Source organism: Starkeya sp. ORNL1, from assembly GCF_012971745.1.
Taxonomy (GTDB): domain Bacteria; phylum Pseudomonadota; class Alphaproteobacteria; order Rhizobiales; family Xanthobacteraceae; genus Ancylobacter.
The window spans coordinates 2,326,535-2,352,178 of the sequence record NZ_CP048834.1 but is presented as its reverse complement, the minus strand read 5'-3'; the positions used below and the strand labels follow the sequence as shown (position 1 = coordinate 2,352,178).

Sequence of the window (25,644 nt, the reverse complement as noted above, 5' to 3'; positions counted from 1 at the left end):
AGCCTATCGTCGGTTCATTGCATCGAGCCGTTCAGCCCGAGGGTCGGCATCGCTCCCTGGCGCTGCACCACCGTGCCGGGCGCCGCGGCGGTGCCCTCGGCGATGACAAGGACGCGCAACTGGTCGCTGCTGTCGCTTTGCACGATCTGCCGGATCGGGCCGGTGGCATTGACGATGGCGGAGCCGGCAGGATTGGTCATGAAGGCCGCCAGCGGCTGCAGCGGGCCGCTGCCATCCATCTCGCCGGCCAGCGCAAGCACATAGGGCGTCTTTGGCTGCAATCCGGTGACGGAGGCCTGCAGCACCTGGATCAGGCCCTGGTCGAACAGCGAGACGCTGGTCGGCGCCTTGTCGACAGCGCCGGTCGCCGGGTCGAGCAGGAGGTGGGCGGTCTGGCCGGCGAGGCCGAGCGGCTGGAGATTCGCCATGCCGTCGCCGTTCGGTACCGCGCCGGGCACATAGGTCACCGCCTGCGGCGCCTGCCCGATCGGGATGGTGGCAACCACCGTATTGGTCAGGGTGTCGATCGCAGCGAGCGCGTCGGCATTCTCCAGCCCGACATAGACCCGGCTGCCATCGCCCGACGGCCAGATGCCGTGCGGCAGGTTGCCGACCGGGATGGTCGCGACCTGCTCGAACGTGTCGGTGCGGAACACCTTCACCACATTGATCCCGCCGACGGTCACATAGGCGAAGGTGCCGTTGGCGTTGTGGACGAGGTTCACATGGTTGCTGATCGGGCCGGTATCGAGCGTCTTGATCAACTCGAACGGCGGCTGCGCATTGAACACCTGGGTGTGGCCGACATCCTTCAGCGTGAACCACACCTGCTTGCCGTCCGGCGAGGCGGCGATGTTCGGGCAGAACGGGCTATCCTGCTTCACCTTGCCGACGATCTGGTGGTCGGCGACGCGGATGACATCGGTCTCCGGCGTGAAGGACGAGCAGACATAGCCGTAGGTGCCGTCCGGCGAGAAGATCTGCATGCCCGGGCCGTTGGGCAGCTTGATGCGGGTCTTCTCCTCGTAAGTCGTGCCGTCGAGCACGGCGACGTAATCCTCGCCGCGCACCGTCACCCACACTTCCTTGCCGTCGGGGGTGAAGAACGCCTCGTGCGGCGAGCGGCCGACATAGGTGGTGTGCTTCACCGCATTGGTGGCGGTGTCGATGAAGGTGACGGAGTTCGAGCCGATCGAGACCACGGCGATGGTCGTGCGGTCGGGCGAGAAGCCCATGCCGTGGACCAGCACCTGGCCCTTGTAGAGCGGGCTGAAATTGCCGGGCTGCGGATCGCCGAGCCGGATCACGCCGAGCAGCTTGTTGGAGGCGGGATCGGTGACGGACACGGTGTTGGAGAACTGCTCGGCCGCATAGACGCGGTCGTGGCTGCTGAGAGGGATGTCCGGGGCAGAAGCGGCAAAGGGCGCCTGCCCGGCAACGGCCGGCAAAGCGCAAATGAGCATGCAACCGGCCAGCAGGCCGGTCATGAGGCGGCTCTTCATCGGTTTCGGCTCCTACTTCATCTGCATGGTCGGCGACATCGAAGCGCCCATGTCGGACGCATCCACGTCGGACGCATCCATGTCGGACGCATTGGACGCGCCCATGTGCGACATCGCGGAATGATCGTGTGCGGGGGTAGGACCGCCTTGCGCGGGCGCGGTCTGGGTGAGTGCCGGCAATGAAGGTGGCAGAGGCTGGCCGAGCGCGAGGCGCATCGCCGCGATCTCCTGCTGCTGCTCGACCACGATCTCCTGCGCGATGCGCCGGATCTGCTCGTTCTTGCCGTAGCGCAGCACCGCCTGCGCCATGTCGATGGCGCCCTGGTGATGCGGGATCATCATGGCGACGAAATCGGCATCGACGTCGCCGGTCGGCTTGACGTCCATGTCCGCCATCATCCGGTCCATGGCGGTGGCGTTCTCGGCAAGGAACGGGGCTTCGGCGGCGGTCTTCGTTGCCGTCGGGTCCTTTGGCGTGATGTCGTCAGCCCGCGCGCCAGATATCGCCAATGCGGCGGCAAGGGCGATCAGCGCTGAACGCGCGAGACGGCGATGACGCATGGTGCCTCCTTGAGACGGCAACGGCCGCCTTCAGGAGGGTTGACCCGGCGCGGGCAGAATTATTCCGCGATCGCACGAAATATTCGCCGGTAGTGGGGGAAGCCCAGGCCGCTTCGGCCTCTGACGCACTGGCGTGAATCGAGATCCCCAGGGAAAGCCGAAGCTGCTGGTTCGGCGCCTCTGGAGAGAAGACGACCGTAGGTCGCCTTTGGCCGGGGATGACGGTTGGGATGGGATGCGTTGCTGTTCTAGCCTGGGATATTGGGCGGTGGAGCCTCGTGGCCGAGGGCGGCGGCATCCATCTCGTCGGTCCATACCTTGAACCCGACCAGGGTGTTGGGTCCGAACGAGGTCACCAGCGCGACGTCGGTGGCGTCCCGGCCGCGCGCCATCAGCACCCGGCCGATCCGCGGCACGTTGTTGCGCGCGTCGAAGGTATACCAGTGCCCGCCGAGATAGGCTTCGAACCAGCCGGCAAAATCCATCGGGCCGTGGGGCGGCGGCACGCCCATGTCGCCGAGATAGCCGGTGCAGTAGCGCGCCGGGATGTTCAGGCAGCGGCACAAGGTGATGGCGAGGTGCGCATAGTCCCGGCACACCCCCTGTCGCTCCTGGAAGACCTCGAAGGCGGTCTTGGTCGGGCGCGCGTGCTCATAGCCGAAGACGATATGGTTATGCACGAAATCGCACACCGCCTGAACCCTGGCCCAGCCGGGGGCGGTGGTGCCGAACAGGCTCCACGCGGTATCGGACAACAGCTCGGTTTCGCAATGCCGGCTGGCGAGCAGGAACACCAGGGCGTCCGCCGGCAACTCCTCGATCGGATGCTGGCCGGCGTTCGGCTCATAGACGTCGGTCTTGCCGCTGTCGCGGATGACGGCGTTGCTGGTGATGACGGTGCGCCCCGCCGGAGCGGTGATGCGGCTGCACCAATTGCCAAAGCCGTCGCGATACGCGGTGATCGGCAGTCCGGGCCGGGTGACGATGTAGTCGGGGACGACGATATCGGAGGCGCGGCTGTAATGGATGTTCAGGACCAGCAGCATCGGCGTCGGCTGCGGGCAGTCATAGGTCAGTTCGTAACCGAGATGGATCTGCATCCTGAGGCCCCCGTAATTCGAGACCGACCGGCGCGATGCCATACTGTCCTTTACGTAGCCTACACGGCTGCGGGGGAATTGATAGGCACGATGCTGCACCGCGGCAGAGCTCCGTTCGCTCGGACGGAATCATCCGAGCGAAAAGACCCTGCTTCCGGCTTCAAAACGTTGGAGCGTGTTCCGATCGCAAAGGTCGTTCAGCTTCTGCGGAGCATGCAACCTTTGCGGAGCCTGCTCTAGCGGCTGGTGCGCATCTTGCGGTCGGCATAGCGCTGGTCGCGCTTGGCCTTGCGGTCGGCCTGCTCGGCGGCGTGGCGCGCGATCTGCTCTTCCGCTTCCTGGATCTGCTTGGCGAGCGCCGCCGCTGCGTCGGCTTCGCGCCGCGCCGCCTGCTCTGCGAGCTGGGCTGCCTGCTCCGCCTCTCGTGCCGCCTTGCGCTCGGCGCGGGCCTCTTCCAGCGCCTTGCGCTCGGCCGCCTTGGCGAGCATCAGCGGATCGTCGGCCTTGGGACGCGACTTGAACTGCTCGAGCAGCTTTTCCTTGGCGCTCTGCGCAGTCTTGCGGCGTTCTGCAAAAGTATCGATGTTTTTCATTGCTGTCGTAGGTTTCCAGCGCTGCCGGCCTCTTGAAGGCCTCTACGCCTTCCACTGCCTGCAGCGATCGTTGGTTATGATGCCCGCTTGCTTCCCGGGCGGGCGGCCGGTGCTGCCCGCTTGCGTACCGGGCGGGGCGCTACCGGCGTATTGACCGCCGCCTCTTTGTCGGCGGCCTCCTTGGCCAGCCTGGCGAGGCGAAGCCGGGCCGTCTTGGCATCCCTCACGGCCGCCTCATGATCGACGATCGAGTGAGCGCCCCTGTCGGCCGCCTTCTTCGTCTCCGTCGCCGACTTGGAGCGAAACATGTTGTCCTTGGTGACTGTCGCCATCCGTATCGCTCCTCTGAAACGAAAAAAGGCCGGGCTTACCCGACCTTCTCCCAAGTGCCTCAACGGCCAATGCCAGTACATCCGTGGTCAAAGACCGGAGGCAATGTCTCACGCGGCCTGAAGGTTGCCGGCCGAGCTCTTGCCGGACCGACGATCGGTCTCGATTTCGTAGCTGACCTTCTGACCCTCATTGAGGGAGCGCATGCCAGCACGTTCAACAGCGGAGATGTGCACGAACACATCCGGACCGCCGTTGTCCGGCTGAATGAAACCAAAGCCCTTCTGGCCGTTAAACCACTTCACAGTACCCGTCGCCATAACGATTCCTTTCAGTCGACATAGGTTTTCCAACCGCCCGCATCACACAGGCAGCACAAAAAGATCGATTTTGAGAGGAAGTTCGCAGGGCGCTAAGAGCGCGAAACAAAGTTCGCCGTGCAAGATCGATGTCCAAAACATAGATGGTTCATGCCGCAATGGCAAGATGCCGCGTGAACTTCCGTGTCGTGTTGTGGCGCAAGGCTTTGTTGGATTTCATCGCAACAAGGTGAACGCCGCGATCAATGCCGCATAGATGGCGACATGGATGGCGACGCCAAGCAACTCCTTGCCGCGCGAGGGCGGTGCCGGGTTGAGCCACCAGGAAAAGCGCTGGCTCGTCCACGGCACCAGATAGTTCAGCGCGCAGATGCTGGCAACGTTGGCGATGAACAGCGCGATCGGAAGGGCGAGGCCTGCCCATCCCAGCAACAGCGGGTTCATGACGGCTATGCCGAACAGATAAACCACCGGGTAGAGCAGCAGCAGCACGATCATGTTCTGCTTCCACGCCGGCAGCGCGGACTGGCCCTTTTCCGGCGAAACGAACCATTGATCGAAGCCCGAACGGGCGACGCGGGCGTGGAATTCCTGCGTGAAAGGCTCGGCCTCCGCCAGCAGCGCCTGGCGCTCCGGCGAATCGAGCCAGGTTTGGAGGTTCGCTTCCGAATCGAATCGCAGGATCGACAGCCAGTCATCCTGCACGCCCGGGATCGGCGGCTCGAAGCGATAGCCCTGGAAGCCCTTCGCCCGGCTCTGCGCCGAGGCCATGCGCAGTTCCCAGTCGCGATAGGCCGGCTCCTGGCCGGGCTTGATGCGCGTCGATATCACCGCGGAGACCGGCGACGGCAGCACGCCCGACGAGCCGTCGGGCACGATGTGGATGTCGTCGCGGCCGACCAGCATCGGCTGTGCGCCGGTAATGCGGGCCAGCCGCTCCGGCGAATTGAGCCAGCCGATGGCGGCAGCCGAGCTGACGAAGCGTTGCAGGATCACCCAGTCGACCTGCGCCGGCGGGCTCGGCCGCATCACGGTCTGCCCGAGGAAGCCCGGCAGCCTGGCGATGAAGAGGCTCGTCTCCTCCTGCCAGGCGGCGAACGCCTCCTCGGAACCCGGCTGCACCCGGGTCTGCGTGACGATGGTGACGGATCCCGGGACGGTCTCGTTCATGACACGCCTTGCAGGCGATCGAAGATGCGGTCGGGCGTGAAGGGCAGGGTGTCGAAGCGCACGCCGGTGGCATCGAACAGCGCGTTGGAGATCGCCGGCGCAATCGGATTGATCGCGCATTCGCCCTGTGCCTTGGCGCCGAGCGGGCCGATGGTGTCGTGGGTGCCGGCGAACAGCACTTGGCTGCGCGGCACGTCGGCGAAGCTCGGTATGCGGTAGTTGCGCAAGGCGGCGTTCTTCATGTGGCCGGCGTCGTCATAGTCCATGTGCTCGGTCAGCGCCCAGCCGAGCCCCATGGAGATCGAGCCGTCGATCTGGCCGCGGCACTGCATCGGATTGATCGGCCGGCCGATATCGGCGGCGTGCACGCTTTGCAGGATCTCGATGTCGCCGGTGATGCGATGCACGGCCAGGCGGATGCCCTGCACATTGAAGGCGACGGTGCGCGGCGCGAGATAGGCCCGGCGCCGCGCCTTGAAGCGGTGGCCGGCCGCGGTGCCCTGCGCATAAAGCTCGGTGAGCGCGATGCGTTCATTGCCGCGCGCCACCGCGCCGCCCTCCATGGCCCATTCGCCCGCCCGGGTGCCGGTGCTGCGGGCGGCATAGGCCAGGATGTTCTGCCGCAGCGCCTGCGCGGTCAGCATCACCGCCTGCCCGGCGACCACGGTGCCGGTGCTGGCGAAGGTGCCGGTATCGAACGGCGTCTTGTCGGTGTCGGCATTGATGATCTCGATATCGCCGGCCCGTGAGCCCAGCACGCCTGCCGCCAGCTGGCGGTGCGAGGTCACCGAGCCATTGCCCATCTCGGTCGATCCGACCGCAAGGTGGAAGCGCCCGTCGGCCAGCAATTCCATGGTCGCGCCGGAGCGATGCTCGGTCGGCGGGCCGGATTCCAGCATCGCGAAGGCGATGCCGGTGCCCTCCAGCCAGTCGGCGCCCTCGGGCTTCGGCTTGCGCTCGCCGCTCGCCAGCCCGGCCTCGACCATCTCGACGCATTCTGCGAGGCCGTAGCTGCCGATATCGACGTCGGAGGTCTCGCTCCACACCGATTCGATCCAGTCATCGTCGCGGATCATGTTTGTGCGGCGCAGCGCGACCGGATCGAGCTTCAGGAGCTTCGCCAGGTCGTCCATGGCGCATTCGATGGCGAAGGTGGTCTGCGACGAGCCATAGCCGCGAAAGCCGCCGCCAGGCACCATGTTGGTATAGACCGCGTAGCCGTCGGCCTTCTTGTTGGCGCAACGATAGAGCGCCATCGGACTGGAGAGCGAGGCCGCCAGCGTCTCGCTGGAATGGTTGCCATAGGCGCCGGTATTGGAGACCACGCGGATCTGGATGGCGGTGAGGGTGCCGTCGCTCTTGGCGCCGATCTTGACCCGTGTCGTCATCTGGTGGCGCGTGCTGGCGCCGATGAACTGCTCCTCGCGGGTGAACTCCCACTTCACCGGCCGGCCGATCTTCAGCATGGCGAGGACGCAGAGATCCTCGCTGAGCATCTCCTGCTTGCCGCCGAAGCCGCCACCAACGCGCTCGGTGAAGACCTGCAGCTCCCGCTGATTGATGCCGAACAGATAGCTGAGCTTCTGCTGGACGATGAACGGCGCCTGCGAACTGGTGCGCACGTGGATGCGGCCATCCTCGCCCTTCCAGGCGATCGAGCCGTGCGTCTCCAGATGCACATGCTGCACCCGCGAGGTGGAATAGGTGTGCTCGTGCACGGCATCGGCTTCGGCAAAGCCGTTGGCGACGTTGCCGACCTCGCCATGGATCTCGGCAAAGATATTGCCGCGCGCCTCGCCGCCCTTGCGGTGCAGGACCGGCGCCTCGGGTGCCATGGCGAGCTCGGGGTCGAACACCGCGGGCAATAGCTCGTAGTCGACCACCAGCGCCCGGCAGCCGGCCTCCGCCGCGGCCTCGCTGGTGGCGACCACCGCGGCGATGCGCTGGCCGACGAAGCGGACGACGTCGTCGAGTATGTAGGTGTCGTCCGGATCGACCAGGTGATCCTCATGGGTCGCCGTGCTGTACAGCTTGCGCGGCACGTCCTCCCAGGTGAACACCTCCAGCACGCCCGGCACCGCCATCGCCGCGGTGCGGTCGATGCGGGTGATGCGGGCATGGGCGTGCGGCGAACGCAGCACCTTGAGGTAGGCGAGGTCCGCCACCGCCACATCCATGGTGTAGCGCGCATGGCCGGTGACGATATCCGGGCCGAACGGATTGGGCAGGCTGGCGCCGCAGGCGCTGCCGGCGACATCCTCGCCGATATTGACGACGCCATTGATGGCGTCGTGGATCGAGCGGTAGCCGGTACAGCGGCAGAGATTGCCCTTGAGGTGGCGCGGCAGGTCTTCGCGCTGCTCGTCATCGAGCGAGGCGACCGTCATGATCATGCCGGCCGCGCAGAAGCCGCACTGGAACGCCTGGGCATCGAGGAAGGCCTGCTGCACCGGGTGCAGTCCATTGCCGTTGGCCAGCCCCTGGATGGTGGTGATCTCGCGGCCGGCTGCGCGGAACGCCGGCATCAGGCAGGAATGGATCGGCGCGCCGTCGACCCACACGGTGCAGGCGCCGCAATCGCCCTGGTCGCAGCCCTTCTTGACGCCGAAGTCGCCGCGCTCGCGCAGGAAGGTGCGCAGGCACTGGCCGGCCCTCGGCTCGGCGGAAAAGGCGTGTCCGTCGATCGAGTAGTTCATGCGGCACCCCCGGCAAGCTCGGCGCGGATCTGTTCGGCGAAATGATAGGTGAGGTGCCGGCGATAGGCCGGCAGGCCGTTGACGTCGTCGAAATAGCCCCCCTGCGGGATCGCCGCGTCGATGGCGCGCCGCACGTCCGCGGCGCTGGGCGCCTTGGGGAAACCAAGCTGCACCGGGCGGAAGGTCGAGGCGGTGATGGTCAGCAGCAGGTCGCCGTCCGGGCCGGAGGTGCCGATCAGCAGCGCCGCCGAGCGGCCGAGATGGGTCAGCGAGGAGCGGCGGAAGGCGAAGCGCCTGGTCAGCGCCGCGGCCGGCAGGTGGATGCTGCGCAGCAACTCGCCGGGCGCCAGCACATTGGCGCGGTTGCCGGTGACGAAGTCGATCGCCGCCACCTGGCGCGGCGCGGCGTCGCGCGGCTGCAGCGTATAGATCCCCTCGAGCGCCGTGGTGAGCGAGATCATCGCTCCGGCCGGCAGCGACATGCAGATATTGCCGCCGACGCTCGCCTCGTGCGCGATCTTGAAGGACATCAGCAGAGCGCGGCAGCAGAGCGGGAACAGCGGACCCGCGGTCCAGGCTGCCGGATATTCCAGTGCGTCGAGTTCGGCGATCCGCGCCGTCGCCGCGATGTCGAGGCCATCCTCGGTGATGGTCAGCGCCGGCCAGTCGAAGGCGCGAAGGTCGATCAGCGTATCGAGCGCCGGCTGCGGTTCGGAGAACAGCCAGGTGCCGCCGGAGAGCCAGGCCAGCCCGTCGCGCCAGAGCGTGACGTCGTCCGCCGAGCGTGGGCGCTCAATATGCCGGATGGTGTTGATGTCCATGTGGGAGCTGCCTTGCCATGGTCACTTCGATGGTCGGCGTACGGCCCGCGATGCGCGCGAGCCTGCTTTCATTCAAGGCCATGCCGACAGGGTCGCCGCCCCGAAAGCTGGCGTGGGGTTCTGAACGTGTCGGGCGAGTCTATTTTGGGGAATGCTGCTGACTGATCTGGCGTAAGGTGCCGGCGCGAGCACGCGCGAGGCCACGCAATATGCCGTCACTGCTTCCCCCATCTTGTCTCAAAATGATTATTATTTTTACGACTAATGAATCGCTGATTACGGATAGTATGTCCCGCTTCATTTCGAAATATCAACATTATAAAAATTAAAGGCAGCGATATGGTTGACTGTTGCTTGGCTGGGCCGAGGCGCCGATTCCAGACCGCTCGTCATCCGACCACGTCATCCTGAGAGGCTGACCGAAAATTCGTCGACGATACTAGAACCACCTCATCCTGAGGTGCTCGGGCAAGGCCCGAGCCTCGAAGGATGCTCGTTAGCGGTCGCAGGCGCTCTGTTTCAGCATCCTTCGAGGCCGCCTGCGGCGGCACCTCAGGATGAGGTCGTCTATTTCGAGTCAGGCTTTGAGGTGCCGCGGAGCGGCCTCGAAGGATGCCCATCCCCGATGGCCATCTTCTGCTTCAGCATCCTTCGAGGCTCGCTGCGCCTGCGCCTCACGATGACGTGGTTCGCCCTGCGTCAGTCACCCAGCAACGCCACCTGCCGTCATCGCCCTGTTGTCTCCGCGTCCTAGGAATCCGCCCCGAAGCGGCCCGGTGCGCCGCTGTTTGCACAGCTGTGCAAAGGGCCTCGGATGACGACGGACGCATTCCTCGCGGTGGATGGACTGAGCGTCGGATACGGCGGCACCAAGGTGCTGGCCGGGGTCGACCTCGCCATTGCCAAGGGAGAGTTCGTCGCCCTGCTGGGCGCCTCCGGCTGCGGCAAGACCACGCTGCTGCGGACTATAGCCGGCTTCGTATCGCCCAGCGCTGGCGCCGTCCGTGTCGACGGACGCGACGTCACCCGGCTCGCGCCGGACCGGCGCGGCATGGCGCTGGTGTTCCAGTCCTATGCGCTGTGGCCGCATATGAGCGTCGCCCAGAATATCGGCTACGGGCTGCGCCTGAGGGGCCGCTCGCGCGCTGAAATCAATGCTCGCGTCGGCGAGATCGAAGCGCTGCTCGGCCTCACCGGTCTGGGCGGACGCAAGCCGCCGCAGCTGTCCGGCGGGCAACGCCAGCGGGTCGCGCTCGGCCGCGCGCTCGCCATCGATCCCGAGATATTGCTGCTCGACGAGCCGCTCTCGAACCTCGATGCCCGCATCCGCCTCACCGTGCGCCACGAGATCCGCGCCTTGCAGCAGCGGCTCGGCATCACCGCCATCCATGTCACGCACGACCGCGAGGAGGCCATGGTGATGGCTGACCGCATCGTCATCCTCAATGAGGGCCGCATTGCTCAAGCGGGCACGCCGCTTGAGGTCTACAACCATCCCGCCTCGTCCTTCGTCGCCGCCTTCATGGGCGCGGAGAACGTGCTGCCGCTGAACGGGCACGCGCTCGCCGCCGGCGCGGTCGAGGCGCGTTTCCGAGCGGAGGCTGCGCAACTGCTCGATGCCGTCGCCGTCGCGCCGGCGCCGCACGGCGTCGCCGAATTCGCCGGCACCGTCGAGCAGCTGAGCTATCCCGGCGGCCTGTGGCGCCACGGCGTACGCATCGGCGAGACCCTCGTGCTGGTCGACGCGCCCGCCGCCTTCGGCCCCGGCACGGCGGTGAAGGTCCGCGTGCCGGAACACGCGCTGTTCCGCTTCCCCGCGCCGAACGCGCCTCCCGATTCCACATCCAGCCGCGCTGCCGCGCCGGTGGAAGCACGCCCACAGGCTCCCCGCCCCATGGAGATTGCCCGATGAAGACCTTTGCCCGCGCCGCGCTCCTTGCCGGCGCCTTCGCCGGCCTTGCCGCTATCCCAGCCCGTGCGGCGGAGCTGACGGTGGTGACCGCCGGCGACCAGAACATGGTCGACTACGTCAACCAGTACCTTGCCCCGCTGTTCGAGAAGCAGAACCCCGGCAATACGGTGCGCGTGGTCGGCACCGGCCCTGGCGATGCCGGCTCGCAGAAGATCCTCGAGCGCTTCGAGGCGCAGAAGCGCGCCGGCGTAGCAGTGTGGGATACCGACGTCGCGGTGGCGCACGAGAAGTTCGTCGGCCCGATGGTCGCCGCCGGTTATCTGGAGACCTATCGCGACCGCATCTCGACCGGTGCGCTGGTCACCCGCGCCAATGCCGACAATGCGCTGGGTTCCGACGTGCGCGGCTATGTGATGCCGATGTTCAATAGCCAGACCGCGCTCGCCTACAACCCGGCGCTGCTGCCCAACCCGCCGAAGTCCTATCCCGAACTCGCCGCCTGGGTGAAGCAGAACCCTGGCAAGTTCGGCTATAACGGCATCAAGGGCGGCGCCTCCGGCGTCAGCTTCGTGATGGGCTGGATCTACGCCTTCGGCGGCGGCGATGCCAACAAGCTGATGTACGGCCCGTTCGACGCGGCCGAGACCAGGAAGTGGGACGCCGCGCTCGCCAGCCTGAAGGAATTCACCAAGAGCGCTACGTTGACCCCCGGCAATGCCGGCACGCTCGACCTGCTCAGCCGCGGCGAAATCGCCATCGGCCCGGTGTGGGTCGACATGTTCTATTCCTGGCAGGCCAACGGCCAATTGCCGCCGGACTTCAAGCTGATCCTGCCGGCCCCCGGCATGCCCGGCCAGCCGATGCACTATGTCATCCCGGCAAAGGCTGCCAACCGCGCTCTGGCCGAGAAGTTCGTCGAGCTTGCCACCAGCCCGAAGGTGCAGGCGGAAGGCATCGTCGAGCGCTTCAACTGGTATCCGGGCATCGACGCCACCAAGGTGCAGTCCGAGCTGCCGCCGAAGGTGTGGGCGAAGCTGTTCACCGACATCTCGCCGGACGACCTTGCCGGCAAGGGCAAGCCGTTCCCGATCGCGCCTTACAACAACGCGATCCTGGAGGCCTATGAGCGCCAGGTGGCGAACTGAGTGGGCGTCTCTAGAGCGACGTCATCCTGAGGTGCTCGGGCGCAGCCCGAGCCTCGAAGGATGCCCGCCCCCGAGGGCCGTCTTCTGCTTCAGCATCCTTCGAGGCTCGCTTCGCTCGCACCTCAGGATGACGTGGCACTTGGACGGCCTTCTCCCAGCGAAAGCCCAACACCATGAAACCCAGCACCCTCGGCCTTCTCCTCACCTTGCCGGCGCTGGCGATGGTGGTGCTGTTCTTCCTGGTGCCGCTCGCCGCCTCCGTTGTCGGTGCCTTCGTCGTGGGCGATCACTTCGGCCTCGGCAACTTCACCAAGTCGTTCGAGCTCTATACGAAGGACATCGTCTTCACCGCGCTGATCGTGGCGCTCTCCAGCCTCATCGTCGGCGTGTTCGCGGTCGCCATTGGCGGCTATCTGACGCTCGGCGAGAACCCGCGCGCGGTGGCGCTGCTGCGCTGGCTCTATCGCTGGCCGATGTTCATTCCCTTCATCGTCGTCGGGCAGATCTTGCGCACCTTCCTCGCCAAGAACGGGCTGATGAACAATATGCTGGTCGCGAGTGGCCTCATCACCCCGCTGGAGGCGGTGAGCTTTCTCGACTGGCGCGGCATCGTCATCGCCTTCGTCTGGAAGCAGACGCCGTTCGTCGCGCTGCTGGTGGCTGGCGCCATGGCCTCGGTCGACCGCGGCACCATCGAAGCCGCGCGCAATCTCGGCGCCTCGCGGCTGCGCATCCTGATCGAGATCCTGGTGCCGCAGGTCGCCACCACGCTGGTCGTCGGGCTGGTGCTGTCGTTCGTCACCATGATGTCGGTGCTCTCGGTGCCGCTGATGATCAATGCCCAGTCGCCGACCATGCTGACCGCCGACATCGCCTTCCGCATCAATGCCTATGGCGATTACGGCGTCGCCAACGCGCTCGGCGCCATCTCGCTGGCCATCACCTCGTGCGTCGCCTGGATCTATCTGCGCCAGACCATGCGGGAGCGCGCATGAGCATCGCCGCCGACACCTCGTCCGCGCGTCGGCTGGACCTGTGGTGGCTGCCGCGCGCGGCCATACTCGGGCTGATCGCATTCTTCATCTTCGGCCCGCTCGCCAACATGCTGCTGTGGACGGTGACCGAGCGCTGGTATTTCCCCCATGCGCTGCCGCTGGACTATGGCTTCAGCTCCTGGGCGCGGGTATTCGCGCCGCGCGGCAATGCGATGGAATCGCTGCTCAATTCCATCCTCGTCGCGCTGCTCACCGTCGTCGCCTCGCTCAGCCTGGCGATCCCCGCCGGCTATGCGCTGGCCCGTTTGAGGGTGCCGGCGCGCGCCGCCATCTTGCTCGCCTTCCTGATCCCGCAGGCGTTCCCGAACCTCACCGTCTATGTGAACATCGCCCGGCTGTTCTATGAGGTTGGGCTGAACGGCACCATTGCCGGCGTGGTCATCGTCCACACCACCCATGGCCTCGTCTATGCGATCTGGATCGCTACCGCCGCCTTCGCCGCGGTCGACACCGAGCTGGAGGAAGCGGCGCGCTCCATCGGCGCCAGCGCGCTCGCCGCGTTCCGCGACGTGACGCTGCCGCTCGCCATGCCCGGCCTGATGGCGAGCGCGATCTTCGTGTTCCTGGAATCGCTCGACGAGTTCACCGGCAGCTATTTCGTCGGCGCGCCGGACGTGAACATGCTGCCGCTGCTGCTCTATACCGCCGGGGCGGGCGGCAATTACCAGATCGCCTCCATCACCGCGCTGCTGCTGCTGGTGCCATCGATCGTCTTCATGCTGCTGGTCGAGCGCTTCCTGAAAGCGGACGTGCTCGCCAGGGTCGGGCGCTGACGCCATGACATGTTCCGACACCAAGCACCCGCCGCTCGAGAGATCGCGTTTCGTCAGCGCCCAGGAGGTGGCGGACCGCGCCGGCGTCTCGCGCTCGGCGGTGTCGCGCGCCTTCACGCCGGGCGCCAGCGTCGCCGAGGAAACCCGGCGCAAGGTGATGCAGGCGGCCGAGGAACTCGGCTACCAGGTGAACGACCTCGCCCGCGGCCTGCTCGCCAGCAAGAGCCGGCTCGTCGGCATCGTCGCCACCCGTCCCGAGGTCGGCTTCCGCGCCCACCTTGCCGCCGCGCTGGTGCGCCGGCTGATCCAGCGCGGCAGCGTGCCGGTGATGATCGACACCGGCAGCAACGAGGCGGAGATGAGCGCCGCCCAGCGCACGCTGTTCGGCCATCGCGCCGAGGCAACCATCATCCTCTCCGGCTCGCCGCCGGCCTCCTTCGTCGAGCTGGCGCGGCGCAACGGCCAGCCGCTTGTGCTGATCGGCCGTTCCACGCCCGGCGTCGACAGCATCCAGCCCGATAATGCCGCGAGTGCCCGGCAGGCGGCGGCGCTGTTCGCCGCGCGGGGTCTCACGCGGCTCGGCTATGTCGGCTCGAGTTCGGGTACGCCCTCGACCATCGAGCGCGGCGCTGCCTTCCATGCGGCCGCCGAAGCTGCGGGCGCGACGGTCACCAGCGTGGTGGAGGAGGCCGAGCATGGGGGCGGCTTCAAGGCCGCCGCCCGCCTGTTCGCCGGTGCCCGCCTGCCGCAGGGGGTGTTCTGCGTCAATGATCCCGCCGCCTTCGGCGTCATGGATTTCGCCCGCAGCACCGCCGAGCTCGACGTGCCGGGCGATCTCGGCATCATCGGCTTCGATGATGTGCCCGAAGCCTGCTGGCCGGCTTATGATCTGACCACCTTCCGCCAGGATCCGCAGATCATGGCGGAAGCCGCCATCGCCTTGCTCGACCGCCGGCAGGCCAATCCCGATCGGCCGGCCGAAAATCTCCGGATTCCCGCGCCGCTGGTGGTGCGGGGAAGTTTCCGACCCGACTGAAGCACCCTGAAGGACCGATCCGTTGATGTCGACACTGCCCGACGACCCCCGCCTCGACCTCGCCCGCACCGTCGCCGCCGAAGCGGCCGTGCTCGCCTCGGCCTATTTCGCCAATCTGGCCATGCTTGCCATCGAGGAGAAGCGCGGCGGACAGGATGTCGTCAGCGAGGCCGATCGCGAGGTGGAGGCGTTAATCTATCGGCGAATCATGGAGACCTTCCCGGATGACGGCTTCCTCGGCGAGGAGACCGGCCTGACGCCGGGCACTTCCGGCAATGTCTGGGTGGTCGATCCGATCGACGGCACCAGCTGCTTCCTGCACGGCCTGCCGGACTGGTGCATCTCCATCGCGCTGGTGCAAGGCGATGAGATCCGGTTCGGTATCATCCACCAGCCCACCTCCGGCGAGGTGTTCGTCGCCGCGAAAGGCCACGGTGCCTTTCTCAATGACGCGCCGATCCGTGTCGATGCCAGCGCCACGCTGCAAACCGGCCTGCTTGCGCTCGGTGCCAATGGCCGCATCCCGCCGCGCATGGTCGCGGATTTCGCCCGGCGCCTGCTGGAAGCGGGCGGCATGTTCTACCGCAACGGTTCGGGCGCGCTGATGCTGGCCTATGTCGCCTGCGGCCGGCTCGCCGCCTATTACGAGCCGCATATCAATTCGTGGGACTGCATGGCGGGGCTGTGCCTGATCCGCGAGGCCGGCGGCTGGACCAATGATTTTGCGGCGGACGGCGATCTCCTCGCCGACGACCGGATCATCGCCGCCACGCCCGGCGCCCGCGAGGAACTCCTCGCTCTGGTCGCGGCGACCGAGGCTGCCGCATCATGATCAAGCTGATCCAGATCACCGATCCGCATCTCGTCGAACCAGGCGAACTCCTGCTCGGCCTCGATCCGCTGGCGCGGCTGGAGGCCTGCCTAGCCCATGTCAACGCCCACCATGCCGATGCCGATCTCGTGGTGCTCTCCGGCGACCTCACCGACGATGGCAGCCCGGCCGCCTATGCGGCACTGCGCGACCGGCTTGCTGGCCTCAAGGCCCCCTGGCGGCTGATGGTCGGCAATCATGACGACCGCGACGCACTGCTCACCGCCTTTCCGGAAGTGCCGAGCGCGGGCGGTTTCCTGCAATGCTCGCTCGATACGCGGCGGGGCCGGGTGATCCTGCTGGACACGCTGGAGCCCGGCCGGGTCGAGGGCCGGCTCTGCCCGGCGCGGCTCGCCTGGCTGGAGGCCGAACTGGACGCGGCGAGCGCTCAGCCCGCCTATATCTTCATGCACCACCCGCCCTTCCGGGTGCATCTGCCGGCGCTCGACGCGGTGCGGCTGGTCGATGTCGACGCATTTCTCGACGTCATCGGCCGGCACGGCGCGGTGCGCCACATCTTCGCCGGCCACGTGCACCGGCCGATCTCCGGCGTCTGGCATGGCATCGGCTTCAGCACGCTGTTCGGCACCAGCCACCAGGCCGAGGCGATCTTCAACGAGAAGCGCTTCGCCACCAGCCTGGAGGCGCCAGCCTATGGCGTGATCCTCATCGAGCCGGACTCGGTGGTGGTGCTCTCCGTCGGCTTCCTGGAGCCGTCCGTCTAGAGCCGGAACGCCGCGGCGCGGCGATGCCCTTCCAGGCCTTCGCTCGCGCTTTGGCGCACCGCGGGCGGGGCGACCGCGGCGACGCCGCGCTCATCGAGCCATTGATGCGTGCAGATCCTGACGAAGGAGCCGACCCAGAGCCCGCCGGTATAGCGCGCCGCGCCCATGGTCGGCAGCGTGTGGTTGGTGCCGCAGCATTTGTCGGAATAGACCACGCTCGCCAGCGTGCCGATGAACAGCGAGCCGTAATTGCGCAGCCTTGCCGCCGTGGCATGCGCATCGCGCGTGTGCACCTGCAAATGCTCGGCGGCGATGTGGTCGGAATAGGCGATCATCGCCTCTTCGTCGTCGCACACCGCGATCTCGCCGAACTGTGCCCAGGCCGCGCCGGCAACCGGAGCGGTGGTGAGGCCCTCGAGCTGCCGCTCGACTTCGGCGAGCGTCGCCTCGGCCAGCGCCCGGCTGGTGGTGATGAGGCCGACCCGGGTGCGCACATCATGCTCGGCCTGGGCCAGCAGGTCGGTGGCGATCATCTCGGCATCGCCGGTCTCGTCGGCAACGATGAAGATCTCGCTCGGCCCGGCAAGCTGGTCGATGCCAACCGGGCCGAACACCTGGCGCTTGGCCTCGTTGACATAGGCATTGCCGGGACCGACGACCTTGTCGACCGCCGGAATAGTCTGCGTGCCGAACGCCATGGCGGCGATGGCCTGCGCGCCGCCTACGCGGAAGATGCGGTCGGCGCCGGAGAGATGACAGCCGGCGATCATTGCCGGGTGCGCGCCCGGCGGCAGGCAGGCGATCACCTCCTCGCAGCCGGCGACCTTGGCCGGCACCAGCGTCATCACCGGCGCGGACAGCAGCGGGTAGCGCCCGCCCGGCACATAGGCGCCGACACGCTGGACCGGGATGACGCGGTGGCCGAGATGCAGGCCCGGCAGTGCCTCGATCTCCAGCGGCAGGATGGTCTTGAGCTGGGCCTCGGCAAAGGCCCGCACCCGCTCGATGGCGAACTCGGTATCCCTACGAGTCTGCGGGTCGAGCGCCGCCAACGCTGCGGCGCGCTCGGCGTCGGTGACCTCGATGGATGAGAGCTCCGCCTTGTCGAACTCGCGCGAATAGTGCCGCACAGCGTCGTCGCCCCGGGTGCGGACGGCGTCGAGCACCTCCTTCACCGTCGCCGCGATCTTGCTGGTGTCGCTGCCGTCATCCGGGCGCGGCGCCTTGAGGTGCTTGATCCTGTCGCGAAGGGCGGGAGCGATGTCCGGCATGGGGGAATTCTCTCGTGAGGGTGCGCGATGGTGCGGCCGCCACGGGACGGCGGCAATTGGCCGGGACCGCTGCGTCTATTATATTCACCAGCGGTCACGCCTGCGTTGGAGATGCGAATGCCCAATCTCGGCCCCGGAATCCGCGAACTGCGCCGCCGTCGCGGGCTCGGCATACGCACGCTGGCACTGCGCTCGGGGGTGTCGCATTCCTCGATCTCGCTGATCGAGCGGGACCGCATCAGCCCTTCCATCGACACGCTCGCCGCCATACTGGAGGCACTCGGCACCACGCTGGTCGGCTTCTTCTCCGAGTTGCAGCAGATGTCGTCCTATTCGCCCTTCTATGAGGCGAGCGAATTGCCGGAAGTCGGCAGTGGCGACGCCATCTCCTATCGCGTCATCGGCATCAATCATCCGAACCGGCAGATACTCGTGCTGCACGAGACCTATGCGGTCGGTGCCGATACGGGTGAAGCTTTCTCCCACACCGCGCAGGAGGCCGGCATGATCATCCGTGGCGCGGTCGAGGTCACGGTGGAGAACCAGTCGAAAGTCCTCGGTGTCGGCGATGCCTATTATTTCGACAGCCGGCTGCCGCACCGCTTTCGCAACGTTGCCGACGGCCCGAGCGAGATCGTCAGCGCGATCAATCCTCCGACTTACTGAGGAAGACGGGCGGCTCGACTTGAAGCAATGGCGTCCAGGATATTCACCGGACGCTGCGCATACGCCCTTCGCATTCTGTCACCGCTATCGGGAGCGTGCTTTGCTGCCCGGATAAAGGCAACAAACAGGGGAACTTCCACCATGGTGAAGTCTGCTTTCCTGCGGATCGGCGGCGCCGGCCTTGTCCTTGGACTGATGGCGGCGGGAAGCGTGGCCTCGGCCCGCGATCTCACCGTCGTCTCCTGGGGCGGAAACTACCAGGACGCCCAGAAGAAGATCTATTTCGAACCCTTCGCCAAGAAGACCGGCAAGCCGCTGCTCGACGAGAGCTGGGACGGCGGCATCGGCGTCATCGCCGCCAAGGTGAAGGCCGGTGTCCCGAACTGGGACGCCGTGCAGGTCGAGACCGAGGAACTGGAACTCGGCTGTGCCGACGGCTTCTATGAGAAGATCGACTGGCAGAAGCTCGGCGGCAAGGACAAGTTCCTGCCGGCGGCGGTCAGCGATTGCGGCGTCGGCGCCATCGTCTGGTCAACCATGCTCAGCTATGACGCCAACCGCCTGAAGACCCCGCCGACCTCCTGGGCGGACTTCTGGGACGTCGCCAAGTTCCCCGGCAAGCGCGGCTTCCGCCGCGGGCCGAAATACACGCTCGAATTCGCGCTGATGGCCGACGGCGTGAAGCCGGAGGACGTCTATAAGGTGCTGGGCACGCCGGAGGGCGTCGATCGCGCCTTCAAGAAGCTCGACCAGCTGAAGCCGAACATCGTGTGGTGGGAGGCCGGCGCCCAGCCGCTCCAGCTGCTCGCGTCCGGCGAAGTGGTGATGAGCACCGCCTATAATGGCCGCCTCGCCGGCATCAATAAAGCGGAAGGCAAGAACTTCCAGGGCGTCTGGCCCGGCAGCATCTACGCCATCGACAGCTGGGTGATCCTGAAGGACAGCCCGAACAAGGACGCGGCGATGGACTTCATCGCCTTCGCCAGCGAGCCGGCCAACCAGTCCAAGCTGCCCGACTACATCGCCTACGGCCTGCCGAACAAGGCAGCCGCCGCCATGGTGCCGCCGAACCTCGCCAAGGACCTGCCGACCGCCGAGGCCAACCTGAAGGGCGCCATAGCGCTCGACGGCGCGTTCTGGGTCGACAACATCGAGGAAATGACCAAGCGCTTCAACGCCTGGCTGGCGAAGTAGGCTTCGCGGACGAGTTGAACGGCGCGGTGCCCTGATGTGCCGCGCCGTTTCCTTTTGCCGCCATCGGTGCGGGCATCCTTCGAGGCTCGCTGCGCGAGCACCTCAGGATGACGTGGTTCTTTGAACGCCACGTCATCCTGAGGCGCCGGCCGACGGCCGGCCTCGAAGGATGCTCAGAGCGCCCCCATCACGCACCGCTTTGACCAGCCGCTTCAGCCGGCTAGGCTGCGTGAGCCCATGAGTCCGGAGTCCGCGGTTGGCGCCCTTCATCCATTTCGACCAGGTGACGAAATCCTTCGGCACGCTGCGCGTCGTCGACAATCTCGACCTGCGCGTCGAGAAGGGCGAGTTCCTCAGCCTGCTCGGGCCGTCCGGCTCCGGCAAGACCACCATGCTGATGATGCTCGCCGGCTTCGAGGATCCGACCGAAGGGTCGATCTGGCTCGACGGCGTGCGCATCGAAAGCCTGCCCTCGCACCGGCGCAACATGGGCGTGGTGTTCCAGAGCTACGCATTGTTCCCGCACATGACGGTCGCGGAGAACGTCGCCTTTCCGCTCACCATGCGCGGCGTCGGCCGGGCCGAGGCCAAGGAGCGCGTCGCCCGCGCGCTCGACATGGTGCGGCTTGGTCATCTGAAGGACCGCCGGCCGTCCCAGCTCTCCGGCGGCCAGCAGCAGCGCGTGGCGCTGACCCGTGCCCTGGTGTTCGAGCCGAGCGTCGTCTTGATGGACGAGCCGCTCGGCGCGCTCGACAAGCAATTGCGCGAGCACATGCAGCTCGAATTGCGCGACCTGCACAGGAAACTCGGCCTGACGGTGATCTTCGTCACCCACGACCAGTCCGAGGCACTGACCATGTCGGACCGCATCGCCGTGTTCAATGCCGGCAAGATCGAGCAGCTCGACACGCCGGAGGGCATCTATGACCGGCCGCGCACCCGGTTCGTCGCCGAGTTCATCGGCGAGACCAATCTGTTCGAGGGCGTGGTGCAGAAGGTCGAGGGCGATGTCGCCGAGGTCACGCTGAAGGGCGGCCTGAATGTGCGGGCGGCGGTGACCGCGCCGGTCGCGGTCGGTGCGCCCATCCTCGCCTCGGTGCGGCCGGAGCGCATGCATCTGCGCACCGAAGCCGGCGCGGCGAACGTCATTCCCGTCACCATCGCCGACAATGTCTATCAGGGCGACCATCTGCGCTCGCATCTGAGCGCCGATGGCGTTGTTCTGGTCGCCAAGGTCGAGCGGCGGGTTCCGGTCGGGCCGGTGGGGAGCGCGGCGTTCGCCTGCTTCGAGCCGTCCGAATGCACGCTGATCGCGCCATGAGCCAGCGCGCCAGCAGCCGGGGCGGGGCACGCTCGCGCGTCAGGGCGCTGCTGCTGGTGGCGCCGCTGTTCGCCTTCCTCGCCGTGTTTTTCGTCTGGCCGCTGGTGATGATGACCGTGGTCTCCGTCACCGACGGCACGGTGCGCGCCGTGCTGCCGGACACAGCGGAAGCCATCGCCGGATGGGACGGCGCCGGCCAGCCGTCCAAGGCGGTGCAGGACGCGCTGGTCGCAGACCTGCGGCGGCCGAGCGAGCAGATGGCGTTCGGCGATGCGGTGCGCCGGCTGAACAGCGAAGCCGCCGGCTTCCGCACGCTGCTCAGCCGCACCGCGAGCGCGGTGCGCGACGCGCCGCCCGGTCAGCCCGTGGACCTCGTCGCCATCGACAAGCGCTGGGGCGAGCCCGGTTTCTGGCAGGCGATGCAGCGCGCCATGCCGCGTTATACCGACCGCAATTTGCTCGCCGCCGTCGATCTCAAGCGCGACACCGATGGCAGCATCGTCGCGGACGCGTCGGCGAACCGCGCCATCATGGTGCGCACCTTTGCCATTGCCGGGCTGGTGACGCTGCTGTGCGCGCTGATCGGCTTGCCCTACGCGATGATCGCCGCTGCCGCCTCCGGCTGGGTGCGCAACCTGCTGCTGCTCGCCGTGCTGCTGCCGCTCTGGACCTCGCTGCTCGTGCGCACCGCAGCCTGGGTGATCCTGCTGCAGAATGAGGGGCTGATAAACGACTTCCTCATCGCCATCGGCGTCGTCAGCCAGCCTTTGCAACTCATCTTCAACCGCACCGGCGTCGTCATCGCCATGACCCATGTGCTGCTGCCGTTCATGGTGCTGCCGATCTATAGCGTGCTGCTCGGCATTCCGCGCAATTTGATGCCGGCCGCCTCGTCGCTCGGCGCCTCGCGGCTGCGCGCCTTCCGCCATGTGCTGCTGCCACTGGTGCTGCCGGGGCTGCTCTCGGGCTCGCTGCTCGTCTTCATGGTGGCGCTCGGCTACTACATCACCCCGGCTCTGGTCGGCGGGGCGGAGGACCAGATGATCTCCTCGGTCATTGCCTTCTTCGCCACCGGCACCGCCAATTGGGGCATGGCCGGCGCGCTCGGGCTGATCCTTTTGGTGACCACGACCGCGCTGTATCTGGTCTATGGCCGGCTGTCCCGCTCGCCGCAAATGGTGGGGACCTGAAATGGCGGCCCGCTCTCCCGGCCTTCGCGCGGCGCAGATCATATTCGGCGCGCTCGTGGTGTTCTTCCTGGTGGCGCCGATCATCGCCATCCTGCCGCTCGCCTTCAATTCCAGCGTGTTCCTCAACTACCCGATCGAGAGCTTCTCCTCGCGCTGGTTCGTGGAATTGCAGACCAGCGAGACCTGGCGGCGCTCCATCGTGAACAGCCTCATCATCGGCTCCGGCGCCACCGTGCTGTCGACGGTGATCGGCACGCTCGCCTCGCTGGGCTTGCGCAGTTCGCGGCTGCCGTTCTCCGACCTGCTGCGGGTGATGTTCCTGCTGCCGATGGTGGTGCCGGCCGTGGTGCTCGGAGTCGGCATGCAGATCCTCTATACGCGGCTTGGGCTGGCGAGTTCCTATCTCGGCGTCATCGTCGCCCATGCCGTGCTGTGCGTGCCGTTCGTGGTGGTGAGCGTGACCGCCTCGCTCGGCGGCATCGATGGTTCGGTGGAGCGGGCGGCGTCGAGCCTCGGCGCCAATCCCGCCACGGTGTTCCGCCGCATCACCTTGCCGCTTGCCATGCCCGGCGTGATCTCGGGCGCGGTGTTCGCCTTCGCCACCTCGCTCGACGAGGTGGTGATCACGCTGTTCGTCGCCGGCCCCAACCAGCGCACGCTGGCGCGGCAGATGTTCGCCAGCATCCGCGAGAATATCAGCCCGGCGGTCGCCGCCGCCGCCTTCCTGCTGATCATCGGCACGCTGTGCCTTGCGGCACTGGCGGGCCTGCTGCGCCAGCGCCAGAACCGCCTCGTCGCCGCGCAGACCGAATAGACGGTCAGACGCCGCGGGCCGGCTGCCCGGCGCGTCCCTGCCAGGCGAGCCAGGCCGCGACCATGAGGCCGATCAGCAGCAGGCTGGCGAGCAGCGCCACCACGCCCGGCCATTCGCCATGCAGCCAGAACACGCCGCCGAGCGTGCCGATGGTGCTGGACCCCAGATAATAGGCGAACAGATAGAGCGAGGAGGCCTGCGCCTTGGCGTGGCGAGCATTGGCGCCGACCCAGCTACTGGCGACCGAATGCGCGCCGAAGAAGCCGAAGGTCAGGATCGCCATGCCGGCGATGATCACGGGAAGCGTCGGCACCAGCGTCAGCAATATGCCGCCGAGCATCAGCGCCATCGAGCCGCACAGCACCGGGCCGCGCCCGAGCCGGCTGCCGAGGTCGCCTATATAGGCCGAGGAGAAGATGCCGACGATATAGACCCCGAAGATCAGGCTCACCGTGCCCTGGCTGAGCGAGAACGGTGCCTTCATCAGCCGGTAGCCGGTGTAGTTGTAGACGCAGACGAAGCTGCCGAGCAGCAGGAAGCCCTGCAGCAGCAAGGCGCGCTGGCGCCCGTCGCGCAGATGCCCGGCGAACGATCCGGCCAGCGCCCTGAAGGAGGGCGCCGCGCGCTTGAAGTGCCGCGAGGCCGGCAGCGTCTGCCACAGGATCAGCGCGCAGGCGACGCCGACCAGCCCGACCGCGAACAGCCCGGTTCGCCACGACACGAAGTCGGTGATGATGCCGACAATGGTGCGCCCGCCGAGGCCGCCGAGCCCGCTGCCGCCGATGTAGAGGCCCATGGCGAGGCCGACGGATTCGGGATGGATCTCCTCGCCGACATAGGCCATGGCCACCGCCGGCAGGCCGCTGAAGGTGATGCCGGCGAGCGCGCGCAGGATCACCAGCTGGTGCCAGCTCTCCACAAAAGTGCAGGCCATCATCAAGAGCGAAGAGGCCAGCAGCGAGACGATCATCACCGGCTTGCGGCCGACGATCTCGGAGAGCGAGCTGGCGATCAGCATGGCGAAAGCCAGCAGCCCGGTGGTGGCGGACAGCGCGAGGCTGCTCTGCGCCGGGGTGATGCCGAACTCCTGGGAGAACACCGGCATCAGCGGCTGCACGCAATAGATCAGCGCGAAGGTGGAGAAGCCCGCCGAGAACAGCGCGAGGTTGGTCAGATGGAAGCCGGGCGTGCCGCGCCGTACGCGCAGGTCAATGTCCGCCTCGGGCAGCGGCAGGTCACCGGGGACTGCAAGCATCGAGAGGGATTCGGCAGCGGGGAGGGATTGGGGAGAGACGCGAGCGGTCATGATATCGGCGTTCCGTGAGCCGGGGCAACGGCTTCATGGCAGAGATGGCGTTCCCGATTGATATTGTCCAATATCGCTTTCGGCTCGATCGATAGGTTGAACGAATGGAACTGCGCCATCTCCGTTATTTCGTCACGCTCGCCGAGGAACTGCATTTCGGCCGGGCGGCGCAGCGTCTCGCCATCTCGCAGCCGCCGCTCAGCCAGCAGATCCAGCAGTTGGAGGAGGAACTCGGCGGGCCGCTGTTCGCCCGCACCAGCCGCCGGGTCGAGCTCACCGAGGCGGGGCGGGTGTTTCTTCCCGAGGCGCGCGCGGCACTCGCCCGCACCGAACAGGCCACCGAGATCGGACGGCGGGCGACGCGCGGCGAGATTGGCGAACTGCGCCTCGGCTTCACCGCCTCCGCCCCGCTCGCCAATGTGATGCCGGCGATCATTCGCGGCTTTCGCGAGCGCTGGCCGGACGTCCATCTCACCTTGCAGGAGATGCTCAGCCACCAGCAGATGCAGGCGCTGCGCGACGGCGCGCTCGACGTCGCCTTCCTGCGCGCGCCGACCGACCCGACGCAGGCCGATGCGCAGGTCACCCAGCAGGTCACTGCCGTCGAGCTGCAGAGCGAGGAATTGCTGGTGTTCCTGCATCGCAGCCATCGCCTGGCGCGCACCCGGGCGAGCCAGCGCGTCGTGCTCGCCGATCTTGCCGAAGACTTCTTCGTGCATTTCTCGCGGGAGGCCGGCGCCAGCACCTATGACCAGTTCATCGAGCTGTGCCGCGACGCCGGCTTTCGGCCGAGGATGCGGCAGGAAGCCCGCGAGGCGGCGACCATCATCGGCCTCGTCGCCGCCGATCTTGGGGTGACGCTGATGGCCTCATCATTCCGCAACATCAATCTCGCCAATGTGGTGACGCGCCGCCTCGCCGAGCCGGCGCCGCATCTGTCGACCTGGCTGGCGCACCGCACCGATGACGCCTCGGCGGTGGTGCGCGCATTCCTGGAGATCGCCGACCGGCACGCGTGATGCGCGCCGAACGACCTCATCCTGAGGTGCCCGGCGTCAGCCGGGCCTCGAAGGATGTTCACGCAGAGCGACACCTTCTCCCTCCCCACAAACCGTCATTCCGGACGGCCGCAGGCCGATCCGGGATCGCAAGAAGGCGGTGCCCGGGACGTCACGCGTTCCCGGCTCTCCGGCTTCGCCTGCGGCCGGGATGACGGTCCAGGGGGAGAGGTTCTCCAAAAACCATTGACGGCATATTATTCGCATCCTATCT

Annotated in this window: 24 protein-coding genes; 13 read left to right on the top strand and 11 right to left on the bottom strand. The window is 66.9% G+C overall.

Annotated features, from left to right (window positions below; genetic code table 11):
* Window positions 1-14 precede the first annotated feature (14 nt).
* The 9 genes from G3545_RS11345 to G3545_RS11305 form a co-directional block, all read right to left on the bottom strand.
* Entirely contained in the window at window positions 15-1,502 is a 1,488-nt protein-coding gene (locus tag G3545_RS11345) for a YncE family protein (RefSeq protein WP_170012617.1), read from the bottom strand.
* A 12-nt stretch (window positions 1,503-1,514) separates the two neighbouring features.
* Window positions 1,515-2,063 (bottom strand): DUF305 domain-containing protein, encoded by a 549-nt coding sequence (locus tag G3545_RS11340; protein ID WP_170012614.1) that lies wholly within the window; start codon window positions 2,061-2,063, stop codon window positions 1,515-1,517.
* 248 nt (window positions 2,064-2,311) lie between these two features.
* Window positions 2,312-3,163, bottom strand: a complete 852-nt coding sequence (locus G3545_RS11335; RefSeq protein WP_170012612.1) for a transglutaminase family protein — start codon at window positions 3,161-3,163, stop codon at window positions 2,312-2,314.
* A gap of 236 nt (window positions 3,164-3,399) precedes the next feature.
* The gene (locus tag G3545_RS11330) at window positions 3,400-3,756 is read right to left on the bottom strand and encodes a DUF6481 family protein (RefSeq protein WP_170012610.1); all 357 of its coding nucleotides are present in this window, start codon (window positions 3,754-3,756) and stop codon (window positions 3,400-3,402) included.
* 74 nt (window positions 3,757-3,830) lie between these two features.
* Window positions 3,831-4,088, bottom strand: coding sequence for a hypothetical protein (locus G3545_RS11325; protein ID WP_170012608.1), 258 nt, complete (start codon window positions 4,086-4,088; stop codon window positions 3,831-3,833).
* A 108-nt stretch (window positions 4,089-4,196) separates the two neighbouring features.
* Window positions 4,197-4,406 carry a cold-shock protein gene (locus tag G3545_RS11320; RefSeq protein WP_170012606.1) on the bottom strand — a complete coding sequence of 70 codons (210 nt, stop codon included), beginning with the start codon at window positions 4,404-4,406 and terminating at the stop codon, window positions 4,197-4,199.
* Window positions 4,407-4,622: 216 nt separating this feature from the next.
* Window positions 4,623-5,576, bottom strand: coding sequence for an antibiotic biosynthesis monooxygenase (locus G3545_RS11315; protein ID WP_170012604.1), 954 nt, complete (start codon window positions 5,574-5,576; stop codon window positions 4,623-4,625).
* Window positions 5,573-8,272 (bottom strand): molybdopterin cofactor-binding domain-containing protein, encoded by a 2,700-nt coding sequence (locus tag G3545_RS11310; RefSeq protein ID WP_170012601.1) that lies wholly within the window; start codon window positions 8,270-8,272, stop codon window positions 5,573-5,575. Before G3545_RS11310 ends, G3545_RS11315 begins: the two co-directional genes overlap by 4 nt.
* On the bottom strand, window positions 8,269-9,093 hold the full coding sequence (locus tag G3545_RS11305; protein WP_170012598.1) for an FAD binding domain-containing protein: 825 nt from the start codon (window positions 9,091-9,093) through the stop codon (window positions 8,269-8,271). The genes G3545_RS11310 and G3545_RS11305 overlap by 4 nt, the downstream gene beginning before the upstream one ends.
* Window positions 9,094-9,907: 814 nt before the next feature.
* Here G3545_RS11305 and G3545_RS11300 point away from each other — a divergent pair.
* The 7 genes from G3545_RS11300 (at window position 9,908) to G3545_RS11270 (ending at window position 16,610) form a co-directional block, all read left to right on the top strand.
* Window positions 9,908-11,005 carry an ABC transporter ATP-binding protein gene (locus tag G3545_RS11300; RefSeq protein ID WP_170012596.1) on the top strand — a complete coding sequence of 366 codons (1,098 nt, stop codon included), beginning with the start codon at window positions 9,908-9,910 and terminating at the stop codon, window positions 11,003-11,005.
* Window positions 11,002-12,150, top strand: coding sequence for an extracellular solute-binding protein (locus G3545_RS11295; protein WP_170012593.1), 1,149 nt, complete (start codon window positions 11,002-11,004; stop codon window positions 12,148-12,150). Before G3545_RS11300 ends, G3545_RS11295 begins: the two co-directional genes overlap by 4 nt.
* Before the next feature lie 173 nt (window positions 12,151-12,323).
* A complete protein-coding gene (locus G3545_RS11290) occupies window positions 12,324-13,145 on the top strand; it encodes an ABC transporter permease subunit (protein ID WP_170012591.1) in 822 nt (273 codons plus the stop codon).
* Window positions 13,142-13,978 carry an ABC transporter permease subunit gene (locus G3545_RS11285; RefSeq protein WP_170012589.1) on the top strand — a complete coding sequence of 279 codons (837 nt, stop codon included), beginning with the start codon at window positions 13,142-13,144 and terminating at the stop codon, window positions 13,976-13,978. Before G3545_RS11290 ends, G3545_RS11285 begins: the two co-directional genes overlap by 4 nt.
* Window positions 13,979-13,982: 4 nt before the next feature.
* On the top strand, window positions 13,983-15,014 hold the full coding sequence (locus G3545_RS11280) for a LacI family DNA-binding transcriptional regulator (protein ID WP_170012586.1): 1,032 nt from the start codon (window positions 13,983-13,985) through the stop codon (window positions 15,012-15,014).
* 25 nt (window positions 15,015-15,039) lie between these two features.
* On the top strand, window positions 15,040-15,846 hold the full coding sequence (locus G3545_RS11275; protein WP_170012584.1) for an inositol monophosphatase: 807 nt from the start codon (window positions 15,040-15,042) through the stop codon (window positions 15,844-15,846).
* A complete protein-coding gene (locus G3545_RS11270) occupies window positions 15,843-16,610 on the top strand; it encodes a phosphodiesterase (protein ID WP_246702780.1) in 768 nt (255 codons plus the stop codon). Before G3545_RS11275 ends, G3545_RS11270 begins: the two co-directional genes overlap by 4 nt.
* Here the strand turns inward: G3545_RS11270 and hisD are convergent.
* Window positions 16,607-17,881 (bottom strand): histidinol dehydrogenase, encoded by a 1,275-nt coding sequence (hisD, locus tag G3545_RS11265; RefSeq protein WP_170012581.1) that lies wholly within the window; start codon window positions 17,879-17,881, stop codon window positions 16,607-16,609. The two genes, G3545_RS11270 and hisD, sit on opposite strands and share 4 nt — an antisense overlap.
* Window positions 17,882-17,998: 117 nt before the next feature.
* On the opposite strand from hisD, the gene G3545_RS11260 reads away from it, so the two are divergent.
* The 5 genes from G3545_RS11260 (at window position 17,999) to G3545_RS11240 (ending at window position 23,066) form a co-directional block, all read left to right on the top strand.
* Entirely contained in the window at window positions 17,999-18,547 is a 549-nt protein-coding gene (locus G3545_RS11260) for a cupin domain-containing protein (protein WP_170012579.1), read from the top strand.
* Window positions 18,548-18,742: 195 nt separating this feature from the next.
* The gene (locus G3545_RS11255; RefSeq protein ID WP_246702881.1) at window positions 18,743-19,741 is read left to right on the top strand and encodes an ABC transporter substrate-binding protein; all 999 of its coding nucleotides are present in this window, start codon (window positions 18,743-18,745) and stop codon (window positions 19,739-19,741) included.
* 256 nt (window positions 19,742-19,997) lie between these two features.
* The gene (locus G3545_RS11250) at window positions 19,998-21,062 is read left to right on the top strand and encodes an ABC transporter ATP-binding protein (RefSeq protein ID WP_170012572.1); all 1,065 of its coding nucleotides are present in this window, start codon (window positions 19,998-20,000) and stop codon (window positions 21,060-21,062) included.
* Entirely contained in the window at window positions 21,041-22,252 is a 1,212-nt protein-coding gene (locus G3545_RS11245) for an ABC transporter permease (protein ID WP_170012569.1), read from the top strand. Before G3545_RS11250 ends, G3545_RS11245 begins: the two co-directional genes overlap by 22 nt.
* Before the next feature lies 1 nt (window position 22,253).
* Entirely contained in the window at window positions 22,254-23,066 is an 813-nt protein-coding gene (locus tag G3545_RS11240) for an ABC transporter permease (RefSeq protein ID WP_170012567.1), read from the top strand.
* A 4-nt stretch (window positions 23,067-23,070) separates the two neighbouring features.
* Here the strand turns inward: G3545_RS11240 and G3545_RS11235 are convergent, their stop codons facing one another.
* Window positions 23,071-24,321: an MFS transporter gene (locus G3545_RS11235; RefSeq protein WP_206151416.1), complete on the bottom strand. Its 1,251-nt coding sequence runs from the start codon at window positions 24,319-24,321 to the stop codon at window positions 23,071-23,073.
* A 155-nt stretch (window positions 24,322-24,476) separates the two neighbouring features.
* On the opposite strand from G3545_RS11235, the gene G3545_RS11230 reads away from it, so the two are divergent.
* Entirely contained in the window at window positions 24,477-25,391 is a 915-nt protein-coding gene (locus G3545_RS11230) for a LysR family transcriptional regulator (RefSeq protein ID WP_170012563.1), read from the top strand.
* The last annotated feature ends 253 nt before the right edge of the window (window positions 25,392-25,644 follow it).